Origin of the sequence: Haloferax volcanii DS2, assembly GCF_000025685.1 — an archaeon.
Classification (GTDB): domain Archaea; phylum Halobacteriota; class Halobacteria; order Halobacteriales; family Haloferacaceae; genus Haloferax; species Haloferax volcanii.
The window spans coordinates 2,101,274-2,125,922 of record NC_013967.1 but is presented as its reverse complement, the minus strand read 5'-3'; the positions used below and the strand labels follow the sequence as shown (position 1 = coordinate 2,125,922).

Below are 24,649 nucleotides of genomic sequence, written 5' to 3'. Positions count from 1 at the left end.
TGATTCAAAATTCTCTCAGCGCTAGTTCAACAACCCGCCATCTCGTGTCCAACTGAATCTCCGGAAGGCAACTACGGGGAGCATCATATACACAAAAACGCCAATCCCGATTAGCAGACTCACTACAAGAACGCCAATCATACTGTTAGTCACCATCTGAGAGTTCGGTTGAACTCCAAAGAACGTGAATAGTGGAATGACCTGCGAAACACCGATTGCCCCGAGCAAAGCCGCACTCCACTTTAGAATTGGTAGCACGTCCTTCTTTTTCGCGGATAGCTCGTTGTATCGCTTGACCTTGCTCCGGGTGAATTCTCGGACATCCTCTGCGTGATTAGAATCACTCAGGTATGCGGGCTTACCGTCGCGGACATAGTGGAGATGAAGCTGATTGGGGCTACGGTCACATTCACATACTATGAGATATGAGGAATCTTGGTCCTCCTTCGCCCCGAACAGTATTGGCCCATCGATATATTCTTCAATTTCAGTAATATCCTCTTCAGGGTCCTCCTCGACTTCTAATTCTAAGTCCCTGAACTTGTACTTGATAGCGTCTTCAATACCCTCCATATTATCGCTTGCCGCGACAGAGTTGAGGCGACAGATATCGACGGTTCTGGGCTCTTGAATACGCAATAGGTTACGCTGAAGGTCCTCCCAGAAATCGTCCTGTAAGAACTCTGCCCACCGAAACGTAGCTCTTTCATCCGGCGTATGTCGAGGCTCGACGAACCAAACTGCAAAACTATTCTTGAGGGCGTCTGGAGAATACTCCTCAACTCGCCTTCCATTGAAGAATAGACGGAACGTTAGTTCTCCCCGCCCATCGGATTGCGCGATGAAACACCAGCTTTCATCATCGACTTGCTCTAAGCGTGTTTCAGAGAACCAGGAATTATCGTCTACTTCGTCGGCCCAGTCGTTAGCGATGATTTCTGGGCTAAGCCGATACATCTCAACAGTCTCACCAGTGCTAATCCCGTCCTCTACAACATCCTTTGAGCGTGAGTCGAAGAACCGTGCCCATCCACGGTTTAAATCAGATTCGGCCAGACTAGCATCCGAAATTAGCTCTAGTACCTGTTCTTCGGTAAACTCAATATCCTCTATTCGGCCGGTTGCGGGAATCTCTCGAAGACATCGATTGAGGAAAACCGCCTCACTCTCTGAGAGCATATTCCTCTATTGCGGTCTCGATGATGTCTATTGGTGAGTCGTGAGATTGCCGATTGATGACATATTCGAGGTGCATCCAGAGGTTATCAAAGTCGGGCTGCGTGGACTTCAATACATAGTCCGAGTAGTTTTCGAAGAACTCCTTGAGGTCTGTTTCTTTCTCTGGCCGGTCAGACGCTTCTTCGACCTCGGGATACTCATCGCTGGTGAGGTCAAGCTGAGAGAGTTCGATTCCTATGTTCGCAAACGTAGCTTCGAATACCGGACGCTCTGATTCATCAAACGAGTTGCTATTGATGTACTGGTCAACGAGACTCCCAAATGCCTGCATCTTATTACTTCGATAGGAGTCTTCTCCCGAATAAAGTTCATCACGGAATCGGTCATCGATGAACTCGCTGATTAGTTCATCAAGCGGTTGGATGTAGTCCCGATATTTGAATACCGTCAGGAAGTGCTCAGTTACAGTATCGACGAAGTCGGGCTTCGTCGGTTTACTTGAGGAGATGTGACCATCGTGGTACACCCGGACTTGAACTGGTCGCGGCCCCGTTCCATCATCGTACATATGATAGAACCGTGCCTGAGTGATGGTTCCCTGCTCACGGGCAGGACTCAACACGGGAGACCGAGATAGAGTCTCATTTCGGTCGCCACGGTATTTTGCCGTCTTGAGGTTCTTATCGAGGAATCCTCCGAAGTCCAGCCCGGAGTTATCACCATCCATAAGATTCTGCATTAGAAGCAGCTCCGTTTCCTTTAGTAGGAATCCTTCATTTCCGGCATCTGCATCACCCCATTTTCTGAGAGATTGACGGAGTGCCTTCTGGAGCGTGGTGCTGGCCTTCGAGTTAGAGACCGCTATCAATCCGGCGTCCGTGTATGCTCGGACCTCTACAGAATATTTGTTAGTCTTGACGACCTTTTCATAGTCCTCTAGGCCGAGTTCGCTGATATCGACTCTATCTCCATCGACGTCTTCAACATATCCGTCCTCAGTTAACTCCAAGTCGCTTGGTTCATCGCTGAGACGAAACTGAATATCGACGACTTGACCGTCATGTGTCTCGTAATCCGTAATCAGAGATGAATAGCGGGAATCTCCACCATCCGTCATAGTCTCCTGTTCAACTTCGTCAGCAAGTTTCCCAACTAAGCTCTCAAATGAAAGTTCTCCAGTTCGGTAAAACTGCAAATTGACACGGTCGCCCTTCTCTCCGTGCTCTTCGAACATCTGGGAGAGAAATGACTGGTACTCCTCCGTTTCTACGTTGGATTTGATTTTGGATAGGAAATCTGACTTCCGGTTTTCAAGTATAACATCTCGCTCTAAGCTCGCCTTTTCAAGGATGGACTCAACAAGCGAATTATCGTCGGTTCGGAAATGGTCAACGTTTATCCGAGACCGCATCTCGTCGCTCGTATAGCCGTCTCTGAAAAAGAACAGATTCGGGTCGCTACTCATCCTCGTCATCCTCCAAGTCAAGGATGGGTGACCGGTTCGCTGTACGTCGAAGCTCTAGTTGGTATTCTCCCATCTTCGTCGCTGCCTCTTCTAAGAGCGTGTATGGATAGAATATCTCGTTGAATGCAGCACGGACGTCTTGTTCTTCAACTCGTTTCGCGTCACGTTCCTCAGACTTCTTCATCGCCTCCTCCCAAACAACCCGAATAGTATTGTCCACCTGAAGTTTAAGATAGTCCGCTGATTCACCCCCGACCTGCTTATCTTCGGGCGTATATGCTCGTAGGAGCTTCTGGAGGGTGGTTGGTTTAACAGGGTCTGGAATATCCTCCGGGTCGTCGGTCATGTTTTCCTGACTACATTCAAAGCACAAATATTCTCTTCTTTGCTTGTGACTCTCATTCCAGAGGGACGTCCAGAAGTCAATCTCAGAGTTAAAGTCAGTAATTTGATATCGATTCCAGCCGTCTCTCTGAATAAGTCCTACTGTCGTCGCTTGTCCAGCAGCGACGGCTTTGGCCAGGAGATTACAATGACTGATTCAGACAGTGACGAGCAAGACGAATCGAGCGGCATCCAGATAGGTAGCGTCCATATCGGCCCGATAGAGTACCGCTTCCTCAAACTCGCCATCTATTCTGTCGTTGGGTTGTTCATCTGGCCGTATCTCCTCCTGCTGTACATCTACCTCTCTATCCGTCGATTCAACAAAAATCTCGCTAAGCTCTCGAAACGAGCTTCGAGGACGGTACGAGATGAGTACGAAGCTGGCTACGAGGAGGGAGAGTCTGAAGACTGATTCAGGCTAAGGGAGTCGAGGACTGTACGGAAGTCCTGATACTCGAACCAGCGACCCCGTAGAAATCTGATTGAATCATAATCATCAGGTGCTCTGAGGACCGCGTGAGAAGACGACTGGTGCGGACCTACAGGCAACGCCATTAGTCTGTCTGTAAGCTATGCTAAGTTCGGTGGTCAGTCATCCACACATCTCCGATTAATCGGTCGCGCTCAGCTTGGTCAATGCCATATTGCTCAAGATGCATATCCAGTTCGTCTTTGAGCTCGATTTTATCACCAATTTCCCTAATAGGTATCTTATAGGTCTTATTGGTGATACTGTTGAGGTCGACTGCGCCGTACTTGTTAGCATTAGATAACCCGTCATCGTGCCACTGGGTTCCTTTGTTTTTGCCGGTCTTACGGACTATTCCCTCTTTCTGGAGGGTACGGAGGTGAGAGCGAACCGTATTCGGATGCTTATCGACTTTTGTGGCTATCTCGGTTCCAGAGGCCTTACCCTTATTCGATAGTACATCAATTATCTCTCGTTCGGTGGACGTCCGAGTACGTGAGACGCCTAATGCTATCTCTCGGGGAAGCCAGGGTGGGATTGCTGCAGTATTCACATAGACGGTCGCTCCCGACCCATCACGAGCAAATCGGAAAACCGCTTGCAGTACCTCATTTTCTCGCATATGCTGGAGAAGTTCATCGCCGAAGGCTCCATACGACTTTGCGGTACCGGTCTTAGTGCCAGACGCTTCGAATCCAAATAGAGCCGACCACCGCTCAATAAATTCGTCCCCGTAGTGCGGACTACCAAGAATCACCCCGACATCTTTCTTAGCCAACTCGTTCGAGCCTCTGAGATTCCCGTAGTAGGTGCTATTTGGAGATATCGGGATGTTCGTAGCTTTGAGCTTTCTCAAAGCCTTGCAGGAAGTGATTACTGACGGGTCATCGCTGTGGACCGCAATCACCTCTCGAAGAAGGGCTTCGTCTCGGTCAACATTGACACTACTCCCGCTTGTATATGGGCGGATGTATTTGAGTTCGGTCTGGACAATCTTCAGGTTCTGCGTATCCTGGATGTATTCTTCCCGCTCCGGGTCACTAAGTAGCTGCTTTTGCTCAAATCCGACATTGAACATCAAGTCATAGAGCCGTAGTGTAGGTGTTCCATCTAATGCGATTACATTCTTGGCGTTTGTCAGAGTTGGCGGCGTGAGAACAGACATCTTGTTCCCGTTTTGGTCGTGAGCAAATACTTGACCGCCGCCCAAGGAGGCTCTACTCCAGTTGTTTCCAAGGGGTTCAGAGATGAGAATACCTAAGACCAAGAGTGGTGCGTGAATGTGGTAGTCACTAGTATTTGCGTCAAGAATTTGCTTCGAACCACCAATGTCAATTCCTCTATTTTCGAACCACTTGAGTGCTGTTTCCTCTTTTTGACTGTCTTTATTGGCGATTAGACTGTGATAATTTGGGAAGGGGATACCGTTTGTTTGTTGGAGAAAATTAGTGATTGGAGTTTGTGGGTCCTCGAATTGGGTAAGAAAAGCGTCTGACGGTATCTCATCAATGACAACGACTCTGTTCTCTGTAACTTTATCGACGTATGCTTGGGTGTAGTACCCCATAATTACGTCGTAGTCTTCCGGTTGGAAGTCCCACGCAGACTGGTAGGGGCATCTACTTTCATTCTGACACGGAGGACTCCAATGAGCATGTAGGTCTGATACTGTAACCCCCAAATCACGATATTTCTTGAACCGTGTTTTCAACTGGGAGCCGTGCTTTCCAGCAAAAGTGGGGCAGTCCTTGTCAGCGCTAGGTAGAACTTTGGAGGATAGCCCGTGTGTCTGACACCAAGACTCGATTTCAGCGTATCTCTCCTCTCGTCCTCGAGAAGTGAGTATGGTAATTGGTGTCTCTGTGGTTGAGGCCGCTTCTACCGCAGCATAGCTTTTCCCAGTCCCGGGTAGAGCATCAATTAGAGCTGGTTGGGTTTCCGCATATGCTTCCTCAATCGTTTTAAGACATTTATTTCGAACTTGAGAAAGGGAGAGGGACGCTGAGGCAGATATTTGTGACTTCTGAGACTGTCGTCCACTCGGTGACTTATTGGACTGAGTATTTTGTTGCTTGTTCTTTGCTGGCTGCTCAGAACCCCCATCAATTGACTCAACCTCAATTGTGTCTGCTGGCTGCTTTGTCCCACCGGATTGCTGACGCATCTGCTCCTCAAACGAAGTCGGAGCATCTTCTGGAGCCTCCGCTTCTCGGTCTTCTGCTTCCGCTTCTAATTTTTTGAGCTTCTGCTCCTGGTCAACCTCAAATCCAGAGAGACCATACCGGTTCATTATCTTCTGTTTGTTTGATTGATATGTAGCGGTATGGTCTATCTCTCCAACCCAGTCATCTATGCCGGCTTCGTCGCATAGCCGTTTCAACATCTCAAAACGGTCATTCTGAATCATAGGGCGCTTCCCACCAAGCGCCTCTCCATCTTTCAGTTCATCATATTCCTTGGTACGTTGAGAAGACACAGTCTCCCAATACTGGAAGTAATATTCGGAAGTCATTCTTGTCTTGCGTTCTCTCTCGCGTAAGGAGTAATAACAACTCGGGCATGAAGCTAGAAGCCAGAATTTGATTTAGGAATGGAGAGCACGCAAGATGTGGTTAGCAAACGTGGAGCGTCGTAGGTTCCCCTATTTATACTATATCAATAGTTGTCACTCGTCAGTTACTCTTGCAATTAGGTGTGGTCCCTCATACGCTTCCAAAATTTCATCAGAGTCACCGATGTCGGGAGTCGTCGGCTGACTTAGCTCCCATCGAATCCAGTCCTCAAAACCCTCCTCCATGCTTTCGACCACATTGCCGTCTTTGATGATACCGAGGTCGTGTAGCTCGCCGGCGTGGTACATCTGAAAGAGAACCCGCATCGGTTACTCCTCGTTCTCTGCCAGCGGAACGGCGTTGATGTAGTGGTTATTCAATGCCCGTCTTAGGTGGTCCTCATCATCCAAATCATACGCTCCTTCTATTGTCGCCTCCAGTTCGCCAGTTGGGTCCTCGACTATTTCACCGTCGGCAATCTTCCCGAGGACATCCCAGTCGTCCCTCTCTTCGTTGAGTCCAAAAATGAGCAATGCCACGCCAAATCACCGTATCAATAATCGCTCTGTTTCATCATAAGACTCCCGAGCAACAGACTGAATCGGTCTCTGTTGGTCTGTAACGGCGTGGAGGTCCTAGCTGAGAGAACTGAGAACGCGTTCATCAGCAATCGAATACCAGTCATCATCGAGAGCAACAATCCGTTCTCTGGAGCAATCACGTACACTAAGCGGCAGCCTCTGATTGATGGAGAAAATGTCAGGACGTCCAGGTCAAAGCTAGCATCGGACTGAGTGTTACCTAACAGGAGTAGAGAGCCGTTCGATGACGATTAAGAGTCAATCTATTCGGTTCGCTCAGAAATACGTGAGCAGTCGAGGGACTACTACCAGCGTACAGTCTTTGGGATTCAGAGCGAGGTGTCGAGCCCTGACTCTTCGACCCAGTCGAGGTATGCGGCGTCGTTCAACTCCTCGACGACTCGCCGGGACTCTTCGCTATCGTAGCCTGCCATCACATACCCATTCGAGTACGAGGCAGCCAGATACCGGAGCAGTTCTCGTCCATCCGTGTACTCGCTGATGATTGGGTCGCGTTCGTCCTGAATCCGGTCTCGGAGAGATTCAGCGGTCGGCGTCCCGCCCGATACCTCACCCTCAATCGTAACGCATGCTACCTCCTCAGGGTCTTCCCACGGGTTTCGATAAATAATGACTTCGACCAACTGTCTATCCTCGTTAGAGTCCAATTTCCTTGATGCAGTTCAGGTACTCTTCTTTCGCTTCGTCACGGTCTACCCGAGTGTAGATATCCATCGTCTCGGTCTTAGCGTCTCCACGGATGTATTTCAGAATGTACGGCTTCATTCCTTGTTTCCGCATTAGCGTAGTGAACACGGTGCGGAAGGTGTGAGGTGTGAATTTCTTCTCGAACCGTCGTTCTTCTTTGGGGGCGACGCCGGCGCGGTCGGCGGCGGCTTTCACTTCCCGTCGAATCCGCTCTTTCGAGAGCCGTCCTCCTTTGTTGCTTGTGAAGAGATATGGCGAATCCAAATCGGCGTTGACGAACTGGTAGCGTTTGATGGCGTAGATGGTCTCGTCATCGATTGGGACGACAGTCTGTTTACCTCCCTTGCGTTCTCGGAGTCGAATGAATCCCTTCTCGAGGTCGACGTCGTCCTCTTCGATGGAGAGGACTTCCAGCAGTCGAGCGCCGGTTTTGGCGAGGATGATGGTGACGGTCTTGTCTCTCGGGTCGGGAATCGCATTGATGAGTTTACAGGCGTTCTCCCATGTCGCACAGTCTGGACGGTCAGGACGAACCCGGGGAATCTCCTCCATTACGACCGCAGCGGGGTTGCTGGTAATTCCCTCGAACTGCGGCCGTTTTAGCGTATAGCCGTAGAAACTGGAGAGGACTTCCAGATACTTCTTTTTCGAATTCTGGGAGACGCCCCGGTCTGTGAGCGCCATTAGATAGTCTTCGACGTGTCGAATCTCGACTTCACTGGGTGAGAGGTCTGGGAATTGGTCGTGGAAGAACTCACGGAGGATGCGACTGTAGGAGTTGAGCGTTCTTTCGCTCCGGCCGGTCGCGTGCTTTCGAGTGATGAAGTAGTTGACTTCGTCGTGCTTGTTGTCGTAGATTTTCGATGAACCGGGTTCGGCCCCCATGTTAGTTCCCCTCCTTGAGCCGCCAGCCGTGTCCACGCTGAAATTCAACCTGTCCGTTCTCGGCTAAGGCGTACAGCCGGTTCTCGATTTGTCGTTGGAGGTGTTGGGCGACATCGTCACTAGCAGAAACGCGCTCTATGAGTTCGTCTAGTGATTGGTACTGCTGGTCCAATACCCGAGTGACGAGGTCATCAATACTGAGGTGGGTTCGACCACCGCCGCCTTGTCGAGCCTCTTCAAGTTGCGTTTGGAGGTCGTCGATTTTGTTTTGGAGTTGCTTGACTGTCTGGTCCTGTGTTTGGATGAAGGGTGCGCCGCTGTCCCGATACATCCGGGCTTCCTGAATCAGGTCGTAGAGGTACCGGCTGAGGCTGGACCCTTCGTGTTCGGCTTCTTCCCACCATTCCTCTTTGTGCTGTTTGGCGGGGAAGAGTTCGGCTCTGGTCGTATTCTTGTGGAGCGTTTGGAAGTCCCGTTCGTCGCTGGGGCTGTCCACAGATGTCTCTGTCATACTATAACCTCCGAATAGTCATTGGGTTGTTAGGTTAATGATATTACCGGTAAAAACGCGGTCTATGTCCCGATTTCGGCGGAAAACGATGTTTCGGACTTCGCCGTCTCAGTCGTCGTTATGTCTCTGCCAGCGAGCTTCTTGAACGAGTTCGACCAGATAGCGACTCAGGCTGATTCCTTGTTCGTCGGCCTCTTGCTGCCATTGGCCTTTGTGCTGGCGGTGACAGTAGATATCTACGCTGGTCATTCCCTCGCCTAATCCCTTGTTGTCGTCCATCGGTCGACGGGGCGCTAATGGTGCATCAGTCATCGAGAATCGCCATCTAACCGGATTGCTGTCAGGATATTAATGATACTGCTGGACGCTATCGGCTCCGATTATGATGGGGGCAGAGGACCCGTGCGTTTTCGAGAACAGTCTGGCCGCCCTGTGAGTGTTCCTCGATGTGGTCGGCGTCCCAATTACTCCAAGACACTTTTGCCTCCTCTTCGGTTTTCCCTTCCTCTACGCACATCTCGCAGATGCGGTCACTCTCGATGAAGAGCTTAATTCGCTGCGCTCGGGAGAATGCCCGTTGGCTGTCCGTCTCTTGAATGTCGGGCTCTGTCTCCCAGAAGGCGTTTTCGAGGATGTAGTGTCGCTTGTTGACTGCTCCTCGGTTCTGCTGGCGAGCCTCCTTGAATTGGAGCATTTCGCTGTCGTCTGTATCCTCAACTTCGAACCGCTTGAACCACTCCTCGGTGAAGTCCCGAACCTCGTCGTAGTTGTCCCGCCCGAAGTTGTAATCGCCGTACTCTAACTCACGGATGAGCGAATACAGGCTGAGGATGAAGTACTCCTTGTTTAGGAACTCTATCTCTCCGTTCCCGTTCTTCAGGTCGGTATCTCGGTACAGTTCCGTAAGGAGGTCGAGCATCCGCTGAACGCGCTGAATCTCATCGCGTTGTTTGAACTCTTCTAAGTCCTCGTGGACAGTGAACCCCTCGCGCTTGCAATCGAATAGTTTGGTGACCTCCTTCCCGGTGACCTTCGTCGGGCCTTCATCAATCTCAATCAGGATGAAGCGAGCAAGGAGTGAGAGTTGCTGAAGTCGGTCGTTGTTCCGAGCGAGAAGCGTGAAGAACTCGTGGCGATTGGGGTTGTCGTCACGGCTTTCGTAGTTCTCCCGGTCGAAGCTGATGTCGTCGGCCGTCTGGACGATGAAGTTCCGAACGGGGCTGTAGGTCTTACTGTGGTTCTTCTCGATGTTGGTCAGGTGTTCGCCCTGCTGGAGTCGCCAGAATACCTTCGTGGCTAACTCCTGATGGCGCTTGTCGTCGGGGTCGTCGATGCCGCGCAGCTTGATGACTTTGAGCGAACACTGAGAGTCAATATACTCCTGGACGTCCTCGCTAAGTTCGGAGTATCGTTTCCCAGCAATCTCGTGTTCCGGGTTGAGTTCACGGAGTTCGGGGCTATCGGGGAGTGCGAATTCGTCCTCGAAGAACTCTTGAATCGCGGTAATTCGCTGTTGGCCGTCGACGACTTCGAGACGGAGGTCGTTACCGTCGAGGACGACTTGCCGGATAACGACAGGCGGAACGTAGAGTTGGCGAACGAAGCTGTCGATTAGTTCTTTCTTCTTTCCGGTATCCCAGACGGTCTTTCGCTGATAGGGTGGTCGCTTAACGAAGTATTCGCTATCGCTGTGGAACTTGCTGATGTCCCAGTCTTCGTCGTTCGAATTGAGAGGGTCGTCGACGTAGATTGCCATACTATTGCTGTACAGACATTACCATTATAATAGTGTCCTGTCGCTACGATGGCGGTCGATTCTTAGACTGGCGACGTTTCTTCTATCTGGTCGCGGAGGAGGTCGAGAAATTCCGGGTCGTAATCCTCATCGACGTGGTTCACATTCCACAGTCCGGATTCGCGGATTTTCTTGCTCCGACTATGATTTCCCAGCCAATTATCTGAGCGAGCGTCAACGGCCTCTCGCTGGTAGTTACTGAGGAGCGCAATCGTGTTTCGTTCGATGTAGGCCCGTTGACTCTCGGCCCTTGGTTCATCGTCAACGTTGAGCCAGAGGAACGGCAGGTCCCGAAGATAGTCGCTTACTCGCCGCTCCATCTCGAGTTCATCAAGTCGTCGTTCTCGCTTCGCGCTTGAGCCTTCGCCCCAATGGGGATACTCATCATTCAGGGAATCACGCTCAACGAACGCTTCGCCGACTCGTTTTCGGAAGACAGAGCCTCGGTGGTTCCCGCCGCCTTCGTAGGTTCCCCGCTTTGCTCCGCGATGTGTTCTGAGTCGGTCCCAGAGCGAGGTACTGCTTCTCTCGGAGACAGCGTGAGTCCCGATGCGAGTAATCCGAAGCTGGTCGCCGGCGTCGCGGTGTTCGTCTGACGCAAAGAAGAAGTAGACGCCTCTGTCGGGCCAGTCCATATAGCCGGTACAGTCCTTGAGCTTCTGTTTCCCGCCGACGGTCTGCTCTAACTCGTCAAGGAGTTCATAGAGTCGGGTAATATCCTCACGTCGTGCCATCGTTGTTGCTTAGCATATGATTCTCAGGCACGTCCACAAAGAGTTTCGTTCTCTGAGTAGTCATTCAGAATAAGAATACACAAATGGGATTGGATGTGCTCATTATCTCACCTTGTTCAGGAACGAAGCGATTTGATGCTGTTATTGGTCCCGAAGAGATAGACTCGCGGGAGCGGACAGAGTTACTGAGCGAGCATCCTAATTCAGTCGCTTCGGCGGCTGAGATGTACACGGGACGCGAGCACGAGCATATCGAATCAGCTGTACAAGAGCTTTCGGAGTTCGCTAATGTGGATTGGCGTATCATCTCTGCCGGGTTTGGTGTCCTCTCTGCTGGAACAGAGATTCCGTCCTATGAATGTACATTCAGCGAGATTGAGCAGGTTCGTCAACGGGCAGAACGGATGAACCTCGACGTAGATACGATGACCAACAACGAGTTAGTAGCGGCTGTTGGCCGGGAGAAGAATATCCCTCAGGACCTCCGGCAAATCCTTGCCAAAGGCTACGACTTGGTCTTCGTCGCATTGGGGACAAAGTATCTGATTGCTGTTCAGGACGCGTTGACCTTGATACCGGAAGAGACGACAGCATTCGCGTTCGCGTCCAAGGGAAGCAAGGAATTCATCGGAGACTGCTATTGGATTCCCGCAACTGAGGCAGAGCGGAGTGATTTTGACACTACGTGGCTCGAGTTGCGAGGGCGAGAACTACTCACATTAACAAAAAATCTCGAATCTGCAGAGCGTGTTGAACGAATGAAGACAAATCCCGAAGAGGCACGAGAACTGAGTATTTCGGCCTAGGTTGGTATTCAGTATAGCTCTAGATACAAAGGGAAGTAATTAGTTATGTACGGATACAGTATAGAGAAATGTCGCATACTGCTCGGAGATTTGCGGAGCAGGCGATACCCGTAGGTCAATTTTTTAAAACAATAGCAAACGGGTATTATTGGGCCTATGAGTATGGGCGGGACCAAAATATGGGGCTGGACAATTCTGTTGCGCCATCCTCTGAAATCGATTCAGATGAACAGAGCGTTTGGGGTTTGAATTTAGCTGAGGCAAGTAACGATAGTGACGTTGAACGGTTGAAGGAGCACATTATTTATGCAACTCTTGAATTCGCCGTGGAAAATCGAGGTCAACTTCTGGGGTTCTTTCGCAATCGGTCTGGTTCAGATAGAATCTATGCGGAGAAGGCTTTCCGGAATTTGACTAATGCTTGGAGGGATGAATATTGTTTGAGTGACCCGGTTGATGCTGGGCCCGAAGAGAGGATGAAAACTGCTGAATGGCGAATCACGATGTGCTATTACGCACTATACAAGTCTGCCTCAGCAATTATCCGTACTAAAGATGATTCTGATTTATCTAATTCGCATCAGGCTACGCTAAGAAAACACTCTAATCAGTTTATGTCCTCACGAGCCCGTGGTCTCTATGGGTATCCGTTTAATTTTGCTCCCTCTTCTGGGCAATTCTTCGACTTCAGGAAACCATTTCCGTACTTCATTGGCGTTGAAAATGAAGAATGGATACCTGAAATCCGTGGTCAGCGTGAGGAAAAATATGCAAATCACTATGAGCGTCAAATGAATGCGGTATATAGCAAAGCAAAAAATATCAGTACATGGGATAATGGGCGGGACACCTCTACTTTCTACCACGTATTCAAGCTACTCCGAGAATGGGCCAACTACGAACATGGAGGGATATTCAGTCGGCTGTACGGGCCGGGCTACATCAAGTTCATCGACAGGGCAATCCGATTGTTAGCTTACTCTGCAATCTCTACTGCAGAAGTCGCACTCATTTGCGCATTTGGAATTGACAAGTTTGGGCGAGAGCTTAGGTACTATCAGGAGTCCTGTGAAGAAGGTGTTTCAGAAGGTGCTGCTCACGTAGCAGACCGATATAAAATCTATCAGCGAGCATTGAGCGATTTCTAATCCGACGACGTTCCGATAGAATCATTCGTCTTAGCCGGACCAGGTTTGTATTTTTGTCCCTCACCCTCGCGTTGAAGATTCTCTTTCGTCAGGGAGTATTCCATAACATAGGGAGTATCTCGATAGATATCCCCTCGCAGTCTATCGGTTTAGGCGTGAATCAGACATCTTCTATAAATTGTTTCGTGAGTCGGTAATAATTACTGGTTCGAGTGCCGAGGCCAGCTTTCTATCCATACATTCGCGAAGAGAAGTGCACGAATGTCAGAGAATCGCGTCTGCTACCCTCTGAGAGAGGACAGTCGTAATCAACAGGCGAATAGAGTACACTCTGAGAGGTCACATAGGCCCCAGTCACTACTATCGAGGTATCGACTCTACTAGTCGAGATGTGAGTCACACAGTGAGAATCGGTAACTTCCCTTCTCTCGTTCTTGAACCGCCGGAATAGAAAGTCGTCTAAAATGGCTCGTCCGAGTGTGTTCCTTAGAATTGTATGAGTGACCGCTACCAGTGAACTGCGATTGGGTGGATAATGCTCCCTGGAGACTTGATTATGAAATCTTCATCGCTCAATTGCATATTGAACTCCCTCGAAACCTGCTTGAGTATGGTCCGCATCTCCTCTCCCGTTTGTTCCTGTGGAACGTATGTGTCGATAATATCCGTTACCGCTGCGGGGTCCCACTGCTCTGCATCCTGAATGAGGTTTTCTACTCTTCCAAAGACGGTATATTCCCTATCCTCGAAGAACACTCTCTCCGGGTTACTTCTCATGTGGTTTCGGTCGAGAGGGATGCCAAATGGGTGGCTATCCACGTCAGCTCGTAGTGGAATCTTGTCTCCCGCAAACCTCTGTATCAGATTGAGCATGTTCTTCAATTCCTCAACATCCTCTTCCGATATCTCCTCTTGGACCTGTTGGTCCTGATAATCGATTTCCTGCAAGTACTGTTGAGTTTCATTGTCCATTATATCGAGAAATGCTTTGAATGCTATCTCGAATTTGAACAGAGACATCGGTTTCAGCTTTCCAGACACCTCTACAACATCACCCCTAGATAGCTGGTCTGGGTTGCTCCCGTCATGTATGGAAATTCCCGCGTCCTCAATCTCATCACGGAGCTCCTGAAATCGATAAGGTCCAGTGACTGTGATTCTCGTCTCCAAATTATCCGAATCGAGATAACTTCAGTACCTCACAAAGCCGTTTAGTTAGAAGGTCTGCTTGCTGAAGATGTGTCCAACAACCAGCAAACAGACGATGAAATCCACGAGGACCAGCTCCTTAACTTCCTCGTCAACTCTCTTGACGAGGAAGTTGCTCTCTCACTCGCTGAAAACGCTGAACTCGATGCTGAAGACATCTACGAGGTCCTCGTCGGCGCCTGCGCCGACGGGACCTCGGTCTCTACACTCTGCAAGAGAAGCGAAGATGCACCTCACGAAAACTCGGTTCTCTACCATCTCCGCACCAAGTTCGACCTCGAGACGCTCGAACAAATCGGGAACACGCTCCTCCAGAAAGACGTTCTCGACGTCCTTCCCCAGCAGGTGGAGGTCTGCGCAGACCTCCACCTGCGGCCCTACTACGGCGACGAAGACGATACAGACGGCCTGTATCACTCACAAGCGAAGCGTGGAACCACCGCGTTTCACGCGTACGCGACACTGTACGCACGCGTGAAGAACAAACGCTACACGCTGGCGGTGCGCCGTCTCGAAGACGGCGACACCGCCAGCAGTGTCCTCGCAGAGTTCCTCGGTATTCTCGACGGCCTTGACCTCGGTGTCAAGGCCGTCTATCTTGACCGCGAATTCTACGACAGCAAGTGTTTGACGCTGCTTCAGGCGCACAACCACGCCTACGTCATGCCGATCGTCCGCTGGGGACGGACGATCAAGCGAGAACTCTCAGAAGGGTGGAGTCGCGTGATTCAGCACAGTCTGACAGCGAAACTCGACGGTCACAGCTGGACCGTCGAGTTTCCCGTCTACATCGACTGTACCTACCAGAACGGACGGTACGACGAACATGGCGTGGCGCGTCACGGCTACGCCGCTGACGCGCCGTTCATCGACTCACCACGGGACGCTCGATACCACTACGCGAAACGCTTCGGTATCGAGGCAAGCTATCGACTCTCCGAGCAAAGTATCGCGACGACCTCGACACAGAATCCGGTCGTACGGCTGTTGTACGTCGTGGTGAGCCTGCTGTTACAGAACGTCTGGCGGTATTTGCACTGGGAGTACGTGGCGACGCCCCGCCGTGGGGGGCGTCGCCTCTGGGAGTGGTCGTTCAAGGAGTTCATCAATATGGTCCGTCGAGCAGCGTGGACGGCCCTCGCGGTGCGTCGGGCCGTCCCCGCGAACCGACCACCAGACGACCGGTTCCACCGGTAACTCCCGACCGGGCTAGCCAACAGTGGGAGTGGCGACGCTGTCGCGTCGGCGGCAGCCGCCGCCGACAGCGACGGCTCTCCGCCGATCCGTCCATGATTCTGTCGTCGAGACCGCCAATGCAACCGCTCGGCCACAGAATTCAGGCTTCAGAGACAGCTAGGCGAGGATGCTTTGTGAGGTACTGAACCTTCATCGATACGGGACGATATGGATTTTACTCGGTCCATGTCCAGATAGACGAACCCAGGAACCCGGTCCTGCCGGTCGTTGGTGCTCATGAACACCTAATTGTGATGAGTGGGTGAAAGTTCTTGCTGAGGATATGACTCGAAATCAAACCTCTGAGTTCTGGTTGTTACGGGCACAGCGGACTCTATAGAGCCGCTAAACACATTCACTATGGATAGATTGTGAGTCGTGAGTGCCGAGGCCACTTTCTCACTCGAAGTCCATCAGTCCGTAGCCTGTGTCACGCGACCCGGTGACTTTGTCGCTCGACTCTCTTAAGCCTGCTTTCGGTTGGACGGGACAGAGAACGGTGCGCGTACTACAACAAACTCGGTCACAAACACACAGAAAGACACAATGACTTCAGTCGTGATTTTGGCACTCGCGGCGAGCGTCCCAATCGTCGTCGCGTTCGTCCTCCTCGCCGGGCTTCGGTGGTCGGCGGCGCGGTCAATGGGGGTCGGGTGGGTGTTGGCGACGGCGCTGGCGTTCGCAGTGTGGGGTATGGAGCCGACAGCGTGGGCGGGAGCCGCGGTGTACGGCGCGCTTGAGGGGCTCAACATCGTCCTCATCGTCTTCGGGGCGATTCTGCTCATGAACTACTTGGAGGTCAGCGGCTCCATCGAGACGATTCGGTGGTACTTCCGCCGGCTGGAGCGCGACCGCCGCATCCAGTTGCTCCTCATCGGCCTCGGCTTCGAGACGATTATCGAGGGCGTCGCGGGCTTCGGGACACCGGGAGCGCTGGCCGCGCCGCTGTTTATCGGCCTCGGCTTCCCGCCGCTGGCGGCGGCGGTGTTCGGGCTGTTTTTCAACGCGCCGAACCCGCAGTTCGGGGCCGCGGGGACGCCGATTATCGGCGGCGTCAGCCAAATCGAGTCGATTCTCCCGGCGGCGATGGCGGGCGGGCCGTTCCGGCAGTTAGTCTCGGCGTGGACCGGCGTCATGACTGGGCTGACGTTCGCGTTCTGGGGGCTCCTCGGCGTGTTCCTGCTGGTCTACTGGTTCGGTGACGACGACGAGCGGTCGGTTCGCGGGGCCGCGCGAACCGCCGCGCCCATCGCGCCGTTCGCGCTCGTCCTCGGCGGGCTGACCGGCGCGGTGCAGCTCGCCGTCGCGTGGTTCATCGGCCCGGCGCTCCCCGATATCGCCGCCGGGTTCGCCGTCCTCGCCGTCGGCGTCGTGATGGCCGACCGGGGCGTGCTCGTCCCGTCCGAGCGATGGACGTTCCCCGACCGGCGGGGCTGGCTCGACGAGTGGTTAGGCGGCCTCGACCCGTCGTCGCTCGACACCGAAGAACCGCGAAAGCGGATGCCGGTCTGGATGGCGTGGGCACCGTACGTCGCCGTCGCGCTCGTGTTACTGGTCACGCGCTGGCCGACGCTCGACCTCGTGTCCGTCTTACAGGGGTTCACCGTCGGCCCCTACTGGATATTCGGGTACGAGACGATGGAGTGGTCGCTGGCGTATCTCTACCTCCCGGGGACGATGCCGTTTCTCCCCGTCGCCGTCCTGACCGGCCTGTTCTACCGGATGGACGCCGGCGAGATGGCCGACGCTTGGGTCGAGTCCGGGCGGCAGGTCGCGACGGCGGCGGTGACGCTCGTCGTCGCCGTCTCGCTCACGCAGGTCATGATTCAGTCGAGCATCAACCCCACCGACACCATCGGGATGATGAACGTCCTCTCGTTGGTGTTAGCCGAAGGGGCGGGGGCGGCGCTTCCCGTCGTCGCCCCGTGGATCGGCGCGCTCGGAACCTTCGTCACCGGGAGCAACACCACGTCGGACATCCTGTTCAACGCCCTGCAGTACAATGCGGCCGCCGACGTCGGTATCTCCCGCGCGCTCGTCGTCGCTATTCAGAACGTCGGCGGCGGCGTCGGGAACATGATATCGGTCCTCAACATCGCCGCCATCTCCGGCGTCATCGGCATCGCGGGCCGCGAGGGCGACATCCTCCGGAAGGTGGTCGTGCCGACCGTCGTCTTCGCGCTGTTCGTCGGTGTCGTCGGGTCGCTTCTGGTCTACGTCGTCGCCCCCGGCGTGTTCTAGGCGGCGGTGGGGCGACGCCGGTCCCCGAGAGAGCGAACCACTTTTGGGCCAATTCGTGAAACGGACCCCATGCAGCGACTCGAGGAGTCCCTACACGAAGCGCCCATCATCGACAAGGACGGCTACTCCTACCTCGTCCATCCCATCAGCAACGGCGTGCCGATGCTCGACCCGCAACTCCTGCGCGAGGTCGTCGTCGGCATCACCCGCGCCGCCGACCTCGACGTGGACAAAATCGTCGCCCCGGAGGCAATGGGAATCCACATCGCCACCGCGCTCTCCCTTCAGACGGACGTGCCGCTCGTCGTCATCCGCAAGCGCGAGTACGGCCTCGACGGCGAAGTCGCGCTCCACCAGACGACCGGCTACTCCGAATCGGAGATGTTCATCAACGACATCGAAGACGGGGACCGCGTGCTCGTCGTGGACGACCTGCTTTCGACCGGCGGAACGCTCGCGGCCATCTGCGGCGCGCTCGACGACATCGGCGCGGAGGTCTCCGACATCGTCGTCGCCATCCGGAAGGTCGGCGAGACCGCCCTCGACGACACCGACTACGAGGCGACGAGCCTCGTGGACATCAGCGTCGACGAGGACGGCGTCGAGATTCACTGAGCCGAGCCAGCTGGGTCGGTGCAGTCGGTGCAGTCGGTGCAGTCGGTGCGATGTCAGTTCCCCCACTCGCCCGCCAAGTATGCACGTCTGTGTCCAATACATCGCACCAAGTGCAGTGAAATACGCTCGAACGCGAAACTATTATTGAACGGGAGTCGTTCGTGGCGAGTACAGATGGCAGACGAGAGCGGTGAACTCGGCCTCGAATACGAAATCGACGACCGGCCACCGTTGCTGGAGTCGATTCTCCTCGGGATACAGCACGTCTCGGTGATGATCGTCCCGGCGACCGCCGTGGCGTTCATCGTCGCGGGCGCGGTCGGTCTCGGCGTCGCCGACACGGCCTACGTCGTCCAGATGGTGCTCCTGTTTTCGGGGCTCGCCACCGTGGTCCAGGCGTACGCCGTCGGGCCGGTCGGCTCGCGGCTCCCCATCGTGATGGGGACGAGTTTCACCTTCGTCGGCGCGGCGACAACCATCGGCATCGATTACGGCCTGAGCGCGGTGTTCGGCGCGATTCTCGTCACCGGCTTCCTCGTCGAGGGACTCATCGGCTGGCAGTTCGACCGCATCAAACCCTTTTTCCCGCCGTTGGTGACGGGCCTCGTCGTCGTCATCATCGGTCTCTATCTCGTCCCGGTCGGGATGGACTACGCCGCCGGCGGGGTCGGTGCCGCCGACTACGGCGCGACCCACAACATCGGCCTCGCGGCGCTCGTCCTTGGGGTCGCCATCGCGCTCAACCTCTTTACCGACGGCATCACGCGACTCCTGAGCACGCTCGTCGGCATCGCCGTCGGCTACGCGGTCGCCGTCCCGCTCGGCGTGGTGGACTTCTCGCCCATCGCCGACGCGGCGTGGTTCGCGATTCCCCAGCCCGGCGCGTTCGGCGTCACCTTCGAACCCGTCCCCATCGTCACCTTCGCGTTCCTGTTTCTCGTCTCCGCGATGGAGACCGTCGGCGACATGTCCGGCATCACCGCCGCCGAGGGACGCAACCCGACCGACGAGGAGTTCCGCGGCGGCCTCTTTACCGACGGTCTCATGAGCTCCGTCGCCTCGGTGTTCGGCGCGTTCCCCGTCACCTCGTTCTCGCAGAACGTGGGTATCGTCAACTTCACCGGCGTGATGAGCCGCTACGTCGTCGGCATCGCGGGCGTCGTCCTCGCCGTTCTCGGCCTCAGCCCGAAAGTCGGCGCGGCGGTCGCGACCATCCCGAGCGCCGTCTTCGGCGGCGCGGTCCTGCTCATGGCCGGCATGGTCGCCGCCAGCGGCGTCCGCCTCGTCTTCCTCCACACGAACCTCGACCGCCGCAACATGGTCGTCGTCGCCGCCTCGCTCGGCCTCGGACTCGGCGTCGCCACGCGACCCGACGCGCTCTCGGGGCTCCCGCAGGCCGCCGCGACGTTCTTCGGCGAGCCGGTCATCGTGACCGCGCTGACGGCGCTCGTGCTCAACACGCTCGCGCCGGGCGACCAGAGCCCGCTTTTCGACGCGGCCGACGAGTCGGTCGCCGCGGACGCCGCCGACGGCGCGGACGGTCGCGCGTCAACCGACGACTGACACGCATCGAACAGATGGTAACTGGTTCCGGTTTCAATGGGTGGGTTATAGTTCGTGTCTCACGACTGTCGGGAAAGAGTCCGGATTACCGACGAGTTCATTTCTGTCCGCAGCCTTACCGGTGTACGAGATGAGCGAGCAGCGGGTCACATTCAACGGGGATACGCGGGTGCTGTACCGGCAGGCAGTCAGAACGCCGCTGCCGAACGAGGACGCCGAGCGGCTGTTTCACGAGAACATGATGAACATCGCGGACGCCCAAGAGCGGAAGGCGGATATGCTCGCCGACCCCGACATCTCCCTGCTCGAAGCCTACGAGACGCAACTCGAAGGGATTGCCAAGAGCTACAAGCGACGCTGTCGACACATCGCCGGCGACGACTACGAGGAGATTGCGATGGCGTACAACCGCGGGGCGCGCGACGACCGCGTCGGCGCGCTCACGGCCTACTACTTCGAGGGGCTCTGGCGGATGCAACAGCGAATCACCGTCACCGATATGCTGTTTTTCCCCATCATCCTGCGGTATCCCGACTGCTTCACCGTCAACATCCGCTTCGCCAGCGGCCACACGACCACGGAGTCCGTCCTCTACGAGTCGCCGGAACACTCCACCGAGGAACTCGACGACGAGTACGCCGAGCGCTACTACAACGAGAGCCTCTACTCGCAGAAGGAGGCCGCCGAGTACATCAGAGACACCGCGGAAATCATCCGCGAGGAGTTCCCCAGCCCCGACGAGTCGACGTTCGAGGAGCGACAGTACGGCGGTATCACCTCCGCCGGCGGCCGGAAGGGGCCGGTGTTCTCGTCGATGCTCAAGCGGGTCGAACCGGACCCGAACCGGTTTTCGGAGCCGGTCGACCAGCCGACGCTCGTCGAGGAGGGCAAGGAGGCCCGGCGGACCGAGCGTGAGCTACTCCCCGAGGGCGCTATCGTCCTCTGAGGCGGTCGCCGCCGGGTCCCCCCGCCGTCGGGCCATCACCTCGCGGACGACTGTATAAGTAGCCCAGCCCCGAAGACGGTGTATGGACGGTCACGCGCGGAGGTCGCGCCGCGAGACGCCGCGGGACGTGGTCAGGTTCTATCTCCTCGACCATCGAACCGCGGTCGGCAAGGCCATCGACATCGCGCTCCTCGGGCTCAACTTGCTTTTCGTCGGGATGTTCGTCGCCGAGACCTACCCGCTTTCGGCGTCGGTCCAGTCGACGCTCTGGTCCGTCGAGGCCGCCGTCTCCATCGTGTTCCTCGCGGAGTACCTCCTCCGACTCTACGGCGCGCGGGACCGAACCGCCGAACTGCTCAACGTCTACTCGTTCGTCGACCTGCTGGCTATCCTGCCGACGCTGGCGGTGCTCGTGCTTCCCGTCTCGTCGGTCGCCGCCAACATCGGCTTCCTGCGGGCGATTCGCGTGGTCCGCGTCCTCCGGTTTTACCGCTTTACGCGCGACGAGGAGTTCTTCTTCGGCACCGTCTCGGTCGGGACGCTCCGCGTCATGAAACTGCTGTTGACGGTGCTCACCATCTTCTTCGTCGCCGCGGGGATGTTCTACTCGTTCGAACACCGGGTGAATCCCAACATCGGGTCGTTCGGCGACGCCTTCTACTTCGTCGTCGTCGCGCTCTCGACGGTCGGCTTCGGTGACATCGTCCCGGGGACCGAGGCGGGGCGGTGGGTGACGGTCGCCGCCATCCTCGCAGGCGTCATCCTCATCCCGTGGCAGGCGAGCAAAATCGTCAAGGAGTGGGGCCACCGCGACAAGGTCAACGTCACCTGCCAGAACTGCGGGCTGGCCTACCACGACGCCGACGCCTCGCACTGCAAGTCCTGCGGCCACGTCATCTATCAGGAGTACGACTCGCGGGAGTGAAGGCGAGGCTCCGGCCGGGCAGACGGTTCGCGGGCCGAGAACGCGCCCGCCGTTCGAACATGAATATTTATTATAGATTAGTCTGTACTGCCGGGTACAACAATGTCGGTCGTACGCGTACGTCGCTAACCCTTCTCGTCGCCGCACAGCCGTCCGACCGACCCGAACCCATCCCGAAATCGTGAGCACACACGCCACCCCGACCTACGAACCGACCCTGCGAACCGACCGCGAACGGTCCGCCGAACGCGAGACCACCACCCCCGACCGCGCCGCCCCTGTCGACCCCGCCGACTCCGCGTCGGGCGTCGCCCGGTGTCAGCGCCAGTTCGAATCGACGCGCACCGAGCGCATCCACAACCTCGTCGACCGCGAGAACCGGTCGATGCCCCGGATGAATCGGGCGTCCGCGTCCGACTGAGTCGCGGCGGCGGCCCGCGCGTCTGGTTTTCTCGTACCCGCTTGCGGAGGCACGTCGCTTGAAGTGAGTGGCCGACGCAGGGGCGAGTAATGCGATTGGCACGGATTCGAACCGACGGCGGAGTGGTCTCGGGCCGGTACGACGACGGCGTCGTGACGGCCGACGGCGAGGAGTACGAAGTCGGCGTCGACGCCGAGTTGCTCGCGCCCTGCGACCCGACCGCGCTCTACTGCGTGGGCCGGAACTACGCGGCGACGGTCGACCAGATGGACTACGATATCCCCGACCAGCCCGACTGGTTCATCAAGCCGCCGGTGTCGGTGCTCGACCCCGGCGCGGACATCGAGTACCCCGACTGGACCGACGAGCTGACGTACGCCGGCGAACTGGCCGCCGTCATCGACCGCGAGTGCTCTGACGTGGCCGAAGAAGACGTGGACGAGGTGGTCCGCGGCTACACGATTCTCAACGACCTCGACGCGCTCGACCAGCCCGGCCGAACGGCTCGAAAAGCGTTCGACGGCTCCGGGCCGCTCGGCCCGTGGATTGAGACCGACGTGGAGCCGTCGAACATCGACATGACGACCCACGTCGGCGGCGAACTCCGGCAGGAGGCCAACACCGAACGGATGCTCTTTTCGCCCGCCGAAGTGGTCTCGTTCCTCTCGGAGCGCTACACCTTCCAGCCGGGCGACGTGATTTCGTTCGGCAGCCCGGCGAATCCCGGACTGGTCGAACCCGGCGACGACGTGGAAATCTGGTACGAGGGCGTCGGCACGCTCACGAATCGCGTCGTCGACGGCGAGTGAGGTGGCTGCCGGCGACCGATTGCGGGCGGTGGCCGGCGGCCGTCAGTCGCCCGGCTCAGTTCAGCGCCTCGACCTCGTCGCCGAGGTCGGCCGGTTCGTCCACGGGGCCGTTGACGAACAGGCCGTGCGCCATCACGACCGCGGCGAGGGCGCTGAAGCCGACGAGCGTCGTCTGCGGCTCCATCGGCGTGAGTTGGCCGACGACGACGCCGGCGAGGAGGCTCCCGAGGATGCCGAGAAGTACGAGGTCGTAGTACTGCCACGTGTAGCCCATGACGAGTCGTTCGAGGGGCAGCACCCAAGGCGTGGCGTTCGGTTCCGTCGTCGGAGATGCTGAAACGAAGTCGGCGCGTCGGTGCCGCGGCAAAGACGGTCACGGAACGGCTATACGTCGCCAGACACTCGAACCCCTATGGAGTATCAGACTGCGCTCGACCGAGCGCTCAACGTCCTACCGGAACGAAACGTCGAACAGGAACGCCTCACGGTGCCGGACCCGTCCGGCGAAACCGACGGCGCGTTCACCCGCCTCACCAACCTCGGGGAAATCGCGGACGCGCTCTCGCGGACGCCCGCGCACCTCCACAGCGCCATCCAGCGCACGCTCGGGACCAGCGGCCAGTTGGAAGGCGACCGCGCCCGATACAGCGGGTCGTTCTCTATCAACGACTTCGAAGAGGCCATCGACGGCTACGTCGAGGAGTACGTCATCTGCTCGGAGTGCGGCCTGCCGGACACTCGCCTCGTCACCGAGGACGGCGTCGACATGCTTCGCTGTGAGGCCTGCGGTGCCTTCCGCCCGGTCCAGAAGCGCTCCAGCGTGAGCAACAAGCGCCAGCGCGAGGCCGTCGAAGAGGGTCGCACCTACGAGGTCGAAATCACCGGGACCGGCCGCAAGGGCGACGGCGTCGCCCAGCGCGGGAAGTACACCATCTTCGTGCCCGGCGCGCAGGAAGGACAGACCGTCCGCATCTACATCAAGAACACGAGCGGGTCGCTCGCGTTCGCGCGACTCGCCTGAATCGGTCGCACGCGTCGCGCCGACGCGCTGACGCGCCGGACCACGAGTCGCTCGGCGACCGACTGCTGCGCACAGTCTCATATTCTCTCGCCGCGGTCGCTTCTTTCGCGGGCCGGATTACCGGCGTCGCGACGCCCGCGAGACGCAGTTATGCGTCGTCGCCGTCACCGCCGCACCGACCGCGGAGGCCGACGAGCGCGACCAACAGGAGCACCGCTCCCTCGACGCGCGCCGCCGTCGTCACCCACGGTTTCGCCGTCATCTCGCCGCCGTCCTCGTAGGCGAGGCGCGTCATCACGGCGACTAGTTTATCCGGAACGAGCAGTTCCACCAGACCGAACGCCGCCAACAGGGCTCGGATCATGCCCGAATATCGGCGCGGAATCGGTGAAAAACCGCCGTTCGTTCTCACACAACGGGAGCGGCAACACTCATTCTGCCCC

Annotated in this window: 27 protein-coding genes; 12 read left to right on the top strand and 15 right to left on the bottom strand. The window is 56.3% G+C overall.

Going from position 1 to position 24,649, the window contains the following annotated elements; genetic code table 11:
* Positions 1-21: 21 nt before the first annotated feature.
* The 3 genes from HVO_RS15595 to HVO_RS15585 are packed head-to-tail and all read right to left on the bottom strand — an operon-like array spanning position 22 to position 2,990.
* Entirely contained in the window at positions 22-1,179 is a 1,158-nt protein-coding gene (locus HVO_RS15595) for a hypothetical protein (protein ID WP_004042153.1), read from the bottom strand.
* Positions 1,163-2,644, bottom strand: coding sequence for a hypothetical protein (locus HVO_RS15590; RefSeq protein ID WP_013035643.1), 1,482 nt, complete (start codon positions 2,642-2,644; stop codon positions 1,163-1,165). Before HVO_RS15590 ends, HVO_RS15595 begins: the two co-directional genes overlap by 17 nt.
* Positions 2,637-2,990, bottom strand: coding sequence for a hypothetical protein (locus tag HVO_RS15585; RefSeq protein ID WP_004042151.1), 354 nt, complete (start codon positions 2,988-2,990; stop codon positions 2,637-2,639). Before HVO_RS15585 ends, HVO_RS15590 begins: the two co-directional genes overlap by 8 nt.
* 186 nt (positions 2,991-3,176) lie before the next feature.
* Here HVO_RS15585 and HVO_RS15580 point away from each other — a divergent pair, with 186 nt between their 5' ends.
* Positions 3,177-3,443, top strand: coding sequence for a hypothetical protein (locus HVO_RS15580; RefSeq protein ID WP_004042150.1), 267 nt, complete (start codon positions 3,177-3,179; stop codon positions 3,441-3,443).
* A gap of 163 nt (positions 3,444-3,606) precedes the next feature.
* Here the strand turns inward: HVO_RS15580 and HVO_RS15575 are convergent, their stop codons facing one another.
* From HVO_RS15575 to HVO_RS15540, 9 genes are all read right to left on the bottom strand, one after another.
* Positions 3,607-6,012, bottom strand: coding sequence for a winged helix-turn-helix transcriptional regulator (locus tag HVO_RS15575; protein ID WP_004042149.1), 2,406 nt, complete (start codon positions 6,010-6,012; stop codon positions 3,607-3,609).
* Positions 6,013-6,165: 153 nt separating this feature from the next.
* Positions 6,166-6,360 (bottom strand): hypothetical protein, encoded by a 195-nt coding sequence (locus tag HVO_RS15570; protein WP_236995469.1) that lies wholly within the window; start codon positions 6,358-6,360, stop codon positions 6,166-6,168.
* Positions 6,361-6,381: 21 nt separating this feature from the next.
* Entirely contained in the window at positions 6,382-6,591 is a 210-nt protein-coding gene (locus tag HVO_RS15565; RefSeq protein ID WP_004042147.1) for a hypothetical protein, read from the bottom strand.
* Between the two features lie 371 nt (positions 6,592-6,962).
* Positions 6,963-7,277, bottom strand: a complete 315-nt coding sequence (locus tag HVO_RS15560) for a hypothetical protein (protein WP_013035557.1) — start codon at positions 7,275-7,277, stop codon at positions 6,963-6,965.
* Between the two features lie 13 nt (positions 7,278-7,290).
* Positions 7,291-8,226, bottom strand: a complete 936-nt coding sequence (gene xerA / locus HVO_RS15555) for a site-specific tyrosine recombinase/integron integrase (RefSeq protein ID WP_004042145.1) — start codon at positions 8,224-8,226, stop codon at positions 7,291-7,293.
* Position 8,227: 1 nt separating this feature from the next.
* On the bottom strand, positions 8,228-8,737 hold the full coding sequence (locus HVO_RS15550) for a hypothetical protein (protein ID WP_004042144.1): 510 nt from the start codon (positions 8,735-8,737) through the stop codon (positions 8,228-8,230).
* Between the two features lie 108 nt (positions 8,738-8,845).
* On the bottom strand, positions 8,846-9,016 hold the full coding sequence (locus HVO_RS21055; RefSeq protein ID WP_013035302.1) for a hypothetical protein: 171 nt from the start codon (positions 9,014-9,016) through the stop codon (positions 8,846-8,848).
* A gap of 88 nt (positions 9,017-9,104) precedes the next feature.
* On the bottom strand, positions 9,105-10,493 hold the full coding sequence (locus tag HVO_RS15545; RefSeq protein WP_004042143.1) for a GmrSD restriction endonuclease domain-containing protein: 1,389 nt from the start codon (positions 10,491-10,493) through the stop codon (positions 9,105-9,107).
* A 62-nt stretch (positions 10,494-10,555) separates the two neighbouring features.
* Positions 10,556-11,266 carry a hypothetical protein gene (locus HVO_RS15540; protein ID WP_004042142.1) on the bottom strand — a complete coding sequence of 237 codons (711 nt, stop codon included), beginning with the start codon at positions 11,264-11,266 and terminating at the stop codon, positions 10,556-10,558.
* Positions 11,267-11,361: 95 nt separating this feature from the next.
* On the opposite strand from HVO_RS15540, the gene HVO_RS15535 reads away from it, so the two are divergent.
* Both HVO_RS15535 and HVO_RS20605 read left to right on the top strand, forming a co-directional pair.
* Positions 11,362-12,072 carry a hypothetical protein gene (locus HVO_RS15535; protein WP_013035660.1) on the top strand — a complete coding sequence of 237 codons (711 nt, stop codon included), beginning with the start codon at positions 11,362-11,364 and terminating at the stop codon, positions 12,070-12,072.
* A 179-nt stretch (positions 12,073-12,251) separates the two neighbouring features.
* A complete protein-coding gene (locus tag HVO_RS20605) occupies positions 12,252-13,220 on the top strand; it encodes a hypothetical protein (protein ID WP_144064042.1) in 969 nt (322 codons plus the stop codon).
* Positions 13,221-13,727: 507 nt separating this feature from the next.
* Here HVO_RS20605 and HVO_RS15530 read toward each other — a convergent pair.
* On the bottom strand, positions 13,728-14,390 hold the full coding sequence (locus HVO_RS15530) for a DUF6414 family protein (RefSeq protein ID WP_144064041.1): 663 nt from the start codon (positions 14,388-14,390) through the stop codon (positions 13,728-13,730).
* Positions 14,391-14,459: 69 nt separating this feature from the next.
* Here HVO_RS15530 and HVO_RS15525 point away from each other — a divergent pair, with 69 nt between their 5' ends.
* The 8 genes from HVO_RS15525 to HVO_RS15490 all read left to right on the top strand — a co-directional run bounded on the left by HVO_RS15525 (position 14,460) and on the right by HVO_RS15490 (position 23,185).
* Entirely contained in the window at positions 14,460-15,626 is a 1,167-nt protein-coding gene (locus HVO_RS15525; RefSeq protein ID WP_013035157.1) for an ISH3-like element ISH51 family transposase, read from the top strand.
* A gap of 585 nt (positions 15,627-16,211) precedes the next feature.
* Positions 16,212-17,906: an L-lactate permease gene (locus HVO_RS15520; RefSeq protein ID WP_013035266.1), complete on the top strand. Its 1,695-nt coding sequence runs from the start codon at positions 16,212-16,214 to the stop codon at positions 17,904-17,906.
* A gap of 69 nt (positions 17,907-17,975) precedes the next feature.
* On the top strand, positions 17,976-18,521 hold the full coding sequence (gene hpt, locus HVO_RS15515; RefSeq protein WP_004042138.1) for a hypoxanthine/guanine phosphoribosyltransferase: 546 nt from the start codon (positions 17,976-17,978) through the stop codon (positions 18,519-18,521).
* 174 nt (positions 18,522-18,695) lie between these two features.
* Positions 18,696-20,084, top strand: coding sequence for a uracil-xanthine permease family protein (locus HVO_RS15510; protein ID WP_004042137.1), 1,389 nt, complete (start codon positions 18,696-18,698; stop codon positions 20,082-20,084).
* 130 nt (positions 20,085-20,214) lie between these two features.
* The gene (locus HVO_RS15505; RefSeq protein ID WP_004042136.1) at positions 20,215-21,030 is read left to right on the top strand and encodes a hypothetical protein; all 816 of its coding nucleotides are present in this window, start codon (positions 20,215-20,217) and stop codon (positions 21,028-21,030) included.
* 82 nt (positions 21,031-21,112) lie between these two features.
* Positions 21,113-21,955, top strand: coding sequence for an ion transporter (locus HVO_RS15500; protein ID WP_004042135.1), 843 nt, complete (start codon positions 21,113-21,115; stop codon positions 21,953-21,955).
* Between the two features lie 181 nt (positions 21,956-22,136).
* The gene (locus HVO_RS15495) at positions 22,137-22,376 is read left to right on the top strand and encodes a hypothetical protein (protein WP_004042134.1); all 240 of its coding nucleotides are present in this window, start codon (positions 22,137-22,139) and stop codon (positions 22,374-22,376) included.
* An 89-nt stretch (positions 22,377-22,465) separates the two neighbouring features.
* Positions 22,466-23,185 carry a fumarylacetoacetate hydrolase family protein gene (locus HVO_RS15490; protein WP_013035386.1) on the top strand — a complete coding sequence of 240 codons (720 nt, stop codon included), beginning with the start codon at positions 22,466-22,468 and terminating at the stop codon, positions 23,183-23,185.
* Between the two features lie 55 nt (positions 23,186-23,240).
* On the opposite strand, the gene HVO_RS15485 is transcribed toward HVO_RS15490, so the two are convergent.
* Entirely contained in the window at positions 23,241-23,459 is a 219-nt protein-coding gene (locus HVO_RS15485; protein WP_004062665.1) for a hypothetical protein, read from the bottom strand.
* Between the two features lie 138 nt (positions 23,460-23,597).
* On the opposite strand from HVO_RS15485, the gene HVO_RS15480 reads away from it, so the two are divergent.
* Positions 23,598-24,206 carry a translation initiation factor IF-2 subunit beta gene (locus HVO_RS15480; protein ID WP_004042131.1) on the top strand — a complete coding sequence of 203 codons (609 nt, stop codon included), beginning with the start codon at positions 23,598-23,600 and terminating at the stop codon, positions 24,204-24,206.
* Between the two features lie 148 nt (positions 24,207-24,354).
* On the opposite strand, the gene HVO_RS15475 is transcribed toward HVO_RS15480, so the two are convergent.
* Positions 24,355-24,570, bottom strand: a complete 216-nt coding sequence (locus tag HVO_RS15475) for a hypothetical protein (protein ID WP_004042130.1) — start codon at positions 24,568-24,570, stop codon at positions 24,355-24,357.
* Positions 24,571-24,649: the final 79 nt, after the last annotated feature.

Bases quoted from the DNA above. Each gene is read 5' to 3' on its own strand.
- HVO_RS15595 (WP_004042153.1), bottom strand. From the start codon at position 1,179: ATGCTCTCAGAGAGTGAGGCGGTTTTCCTCAATCGATGTCTTCGAGAG.
- HVO_RS15590 (WP_013035643.1), bottom strand. From the start codon at position 2,644: ATGAGTAGCGACCCGAATCTGTTCTTTTTCAGAGACGGCTATACGAGC.
- HVO_RS15585 (WP_004042151.1), bottom strand. From the start codon at position 2,990: ATGACCGACGACCCGGAGGATATTCCAGACCCTGTTAAACCAACCACC.
- HVO_RS15580 (WP_004042150.1), top strand. From the start codon at position 3,177: ATGACTGATTCAGACAGTGACGAGCAAGACGAATCGAGCGGCATCCAG.
- HVO_RS15575 (WP_004042149.1), bottom strand. From the start codon at position 6,012: ATGACTTCCGAATATTACTTCCAGTATTGGGAGACTGTGTCTTCTCAA.
- HVO_RS15570 (WP_236995469.1), bottom strand. From the start codon at position 6,360: ATGTACCACGCCGGCGAGCTACACGACCTCGGTATCATCAAAGACGGC.
- xerA (WP_004042145.1), bottom strand. From the start codon at position 8,226: ATGGGGGCCGAACCCGGTTCATCGAAAATCTACGACAACAAGCACGAC.
- HVO_RS15550 (WP_004042144.1), bottom strand. From the start codon at position 8,737: ATGACAGAGACATCTGTGGACAGCCCCAGCGACGAACGGGACTTCCAA.
- HVO_RS21055 (WP_013035302.1), bottom strand. From the start codon at position 9,016: ATGGACGACAACAAGGGATTAGGCGAGGGAATGACCAGCGTAGATATC.
- HVO_RS15545 (WP_004042143.1), bottom strand. From the start codon at position 10,493: ATGGCAATCTACGTCGACGACCCTCTCAATTCGAACGACGAAGACTGG.
- HVO_RS15540 (WP_004042142.1), bottom strand. From the start codon at position 11,266: ATGGCACGACGTGAGGATATTACCCGACTCTATGAACTCCTTGACGAG.
- HVO_RS20605 (WP_144064042.1), top strand. From the start codon at position 12,252: ATGGGGCTGGACAATTCTGTTGCGCCATCCTCTGAAATCGATTCAGAT.
- HVO_RS15520 (WP_013035266.1), top strand. From the start codon at position 16,212: ATGACTTCAGTCGTGATTTTGGCACTCGCGGCGAGCGTCCCAATCGTC.
- hpt (WP_004042138.1), top strand. From the start codon at position 17,976: ATGCAGCGACTCGAGGAGTCCCTACACGAAGCGCCCATCATCGACAAG.
- HVO_RS15510 (WP_004042137.1), top strand. From the start codon at position 18,696: ATGGCAGACGAGAGCGGTGAACTCGGCCTCGAATACGAAATCGACGAC.
- HVO_RS15505 (WP_004042136.1), top strand. From the start codon at position 20,215: ATGAGCGAGCAGCGGGTCACATTCAACGGGGATACGCGGGTGCTGTAC.
- HVO_RS15500 (WP_004042135.1), top strand. From the start codon at position 21,113: ATGGACGGTCACGCGCGGAGGTCGCGCCGCGAGACGCCGCGGGACGTG.
- HVO_RS15490 (WP_013035386.1), top strand. From the start codon at position 22,466: ATGCGATTGGCACGGATTCGAACCGACGGCGGAGTGGTCTCGGGCCGG.
- HVO_RS15485 (WP_004062665.1), bottom strand. From the start codon at position 23,459: ATGGGCTACACGTGGCAGTACTACGACCTCGTACTTCTCGGCATCCTC.
- HVO_RS15480 (WP_004042131.1), top strand. From the start codon at position 23,598: ATGGAGTATCAGACTGCGCTCGACCGAGCGCTCAACGTCCTACCGGAA.
- HVO_RS15475 (WP_004042130.1), bottom strand. From the start codon at position 24,570: ATGATCCGAGCCCTGTTGGCGGCGTTCGGTCTGGTGGAACTGCTCGTT.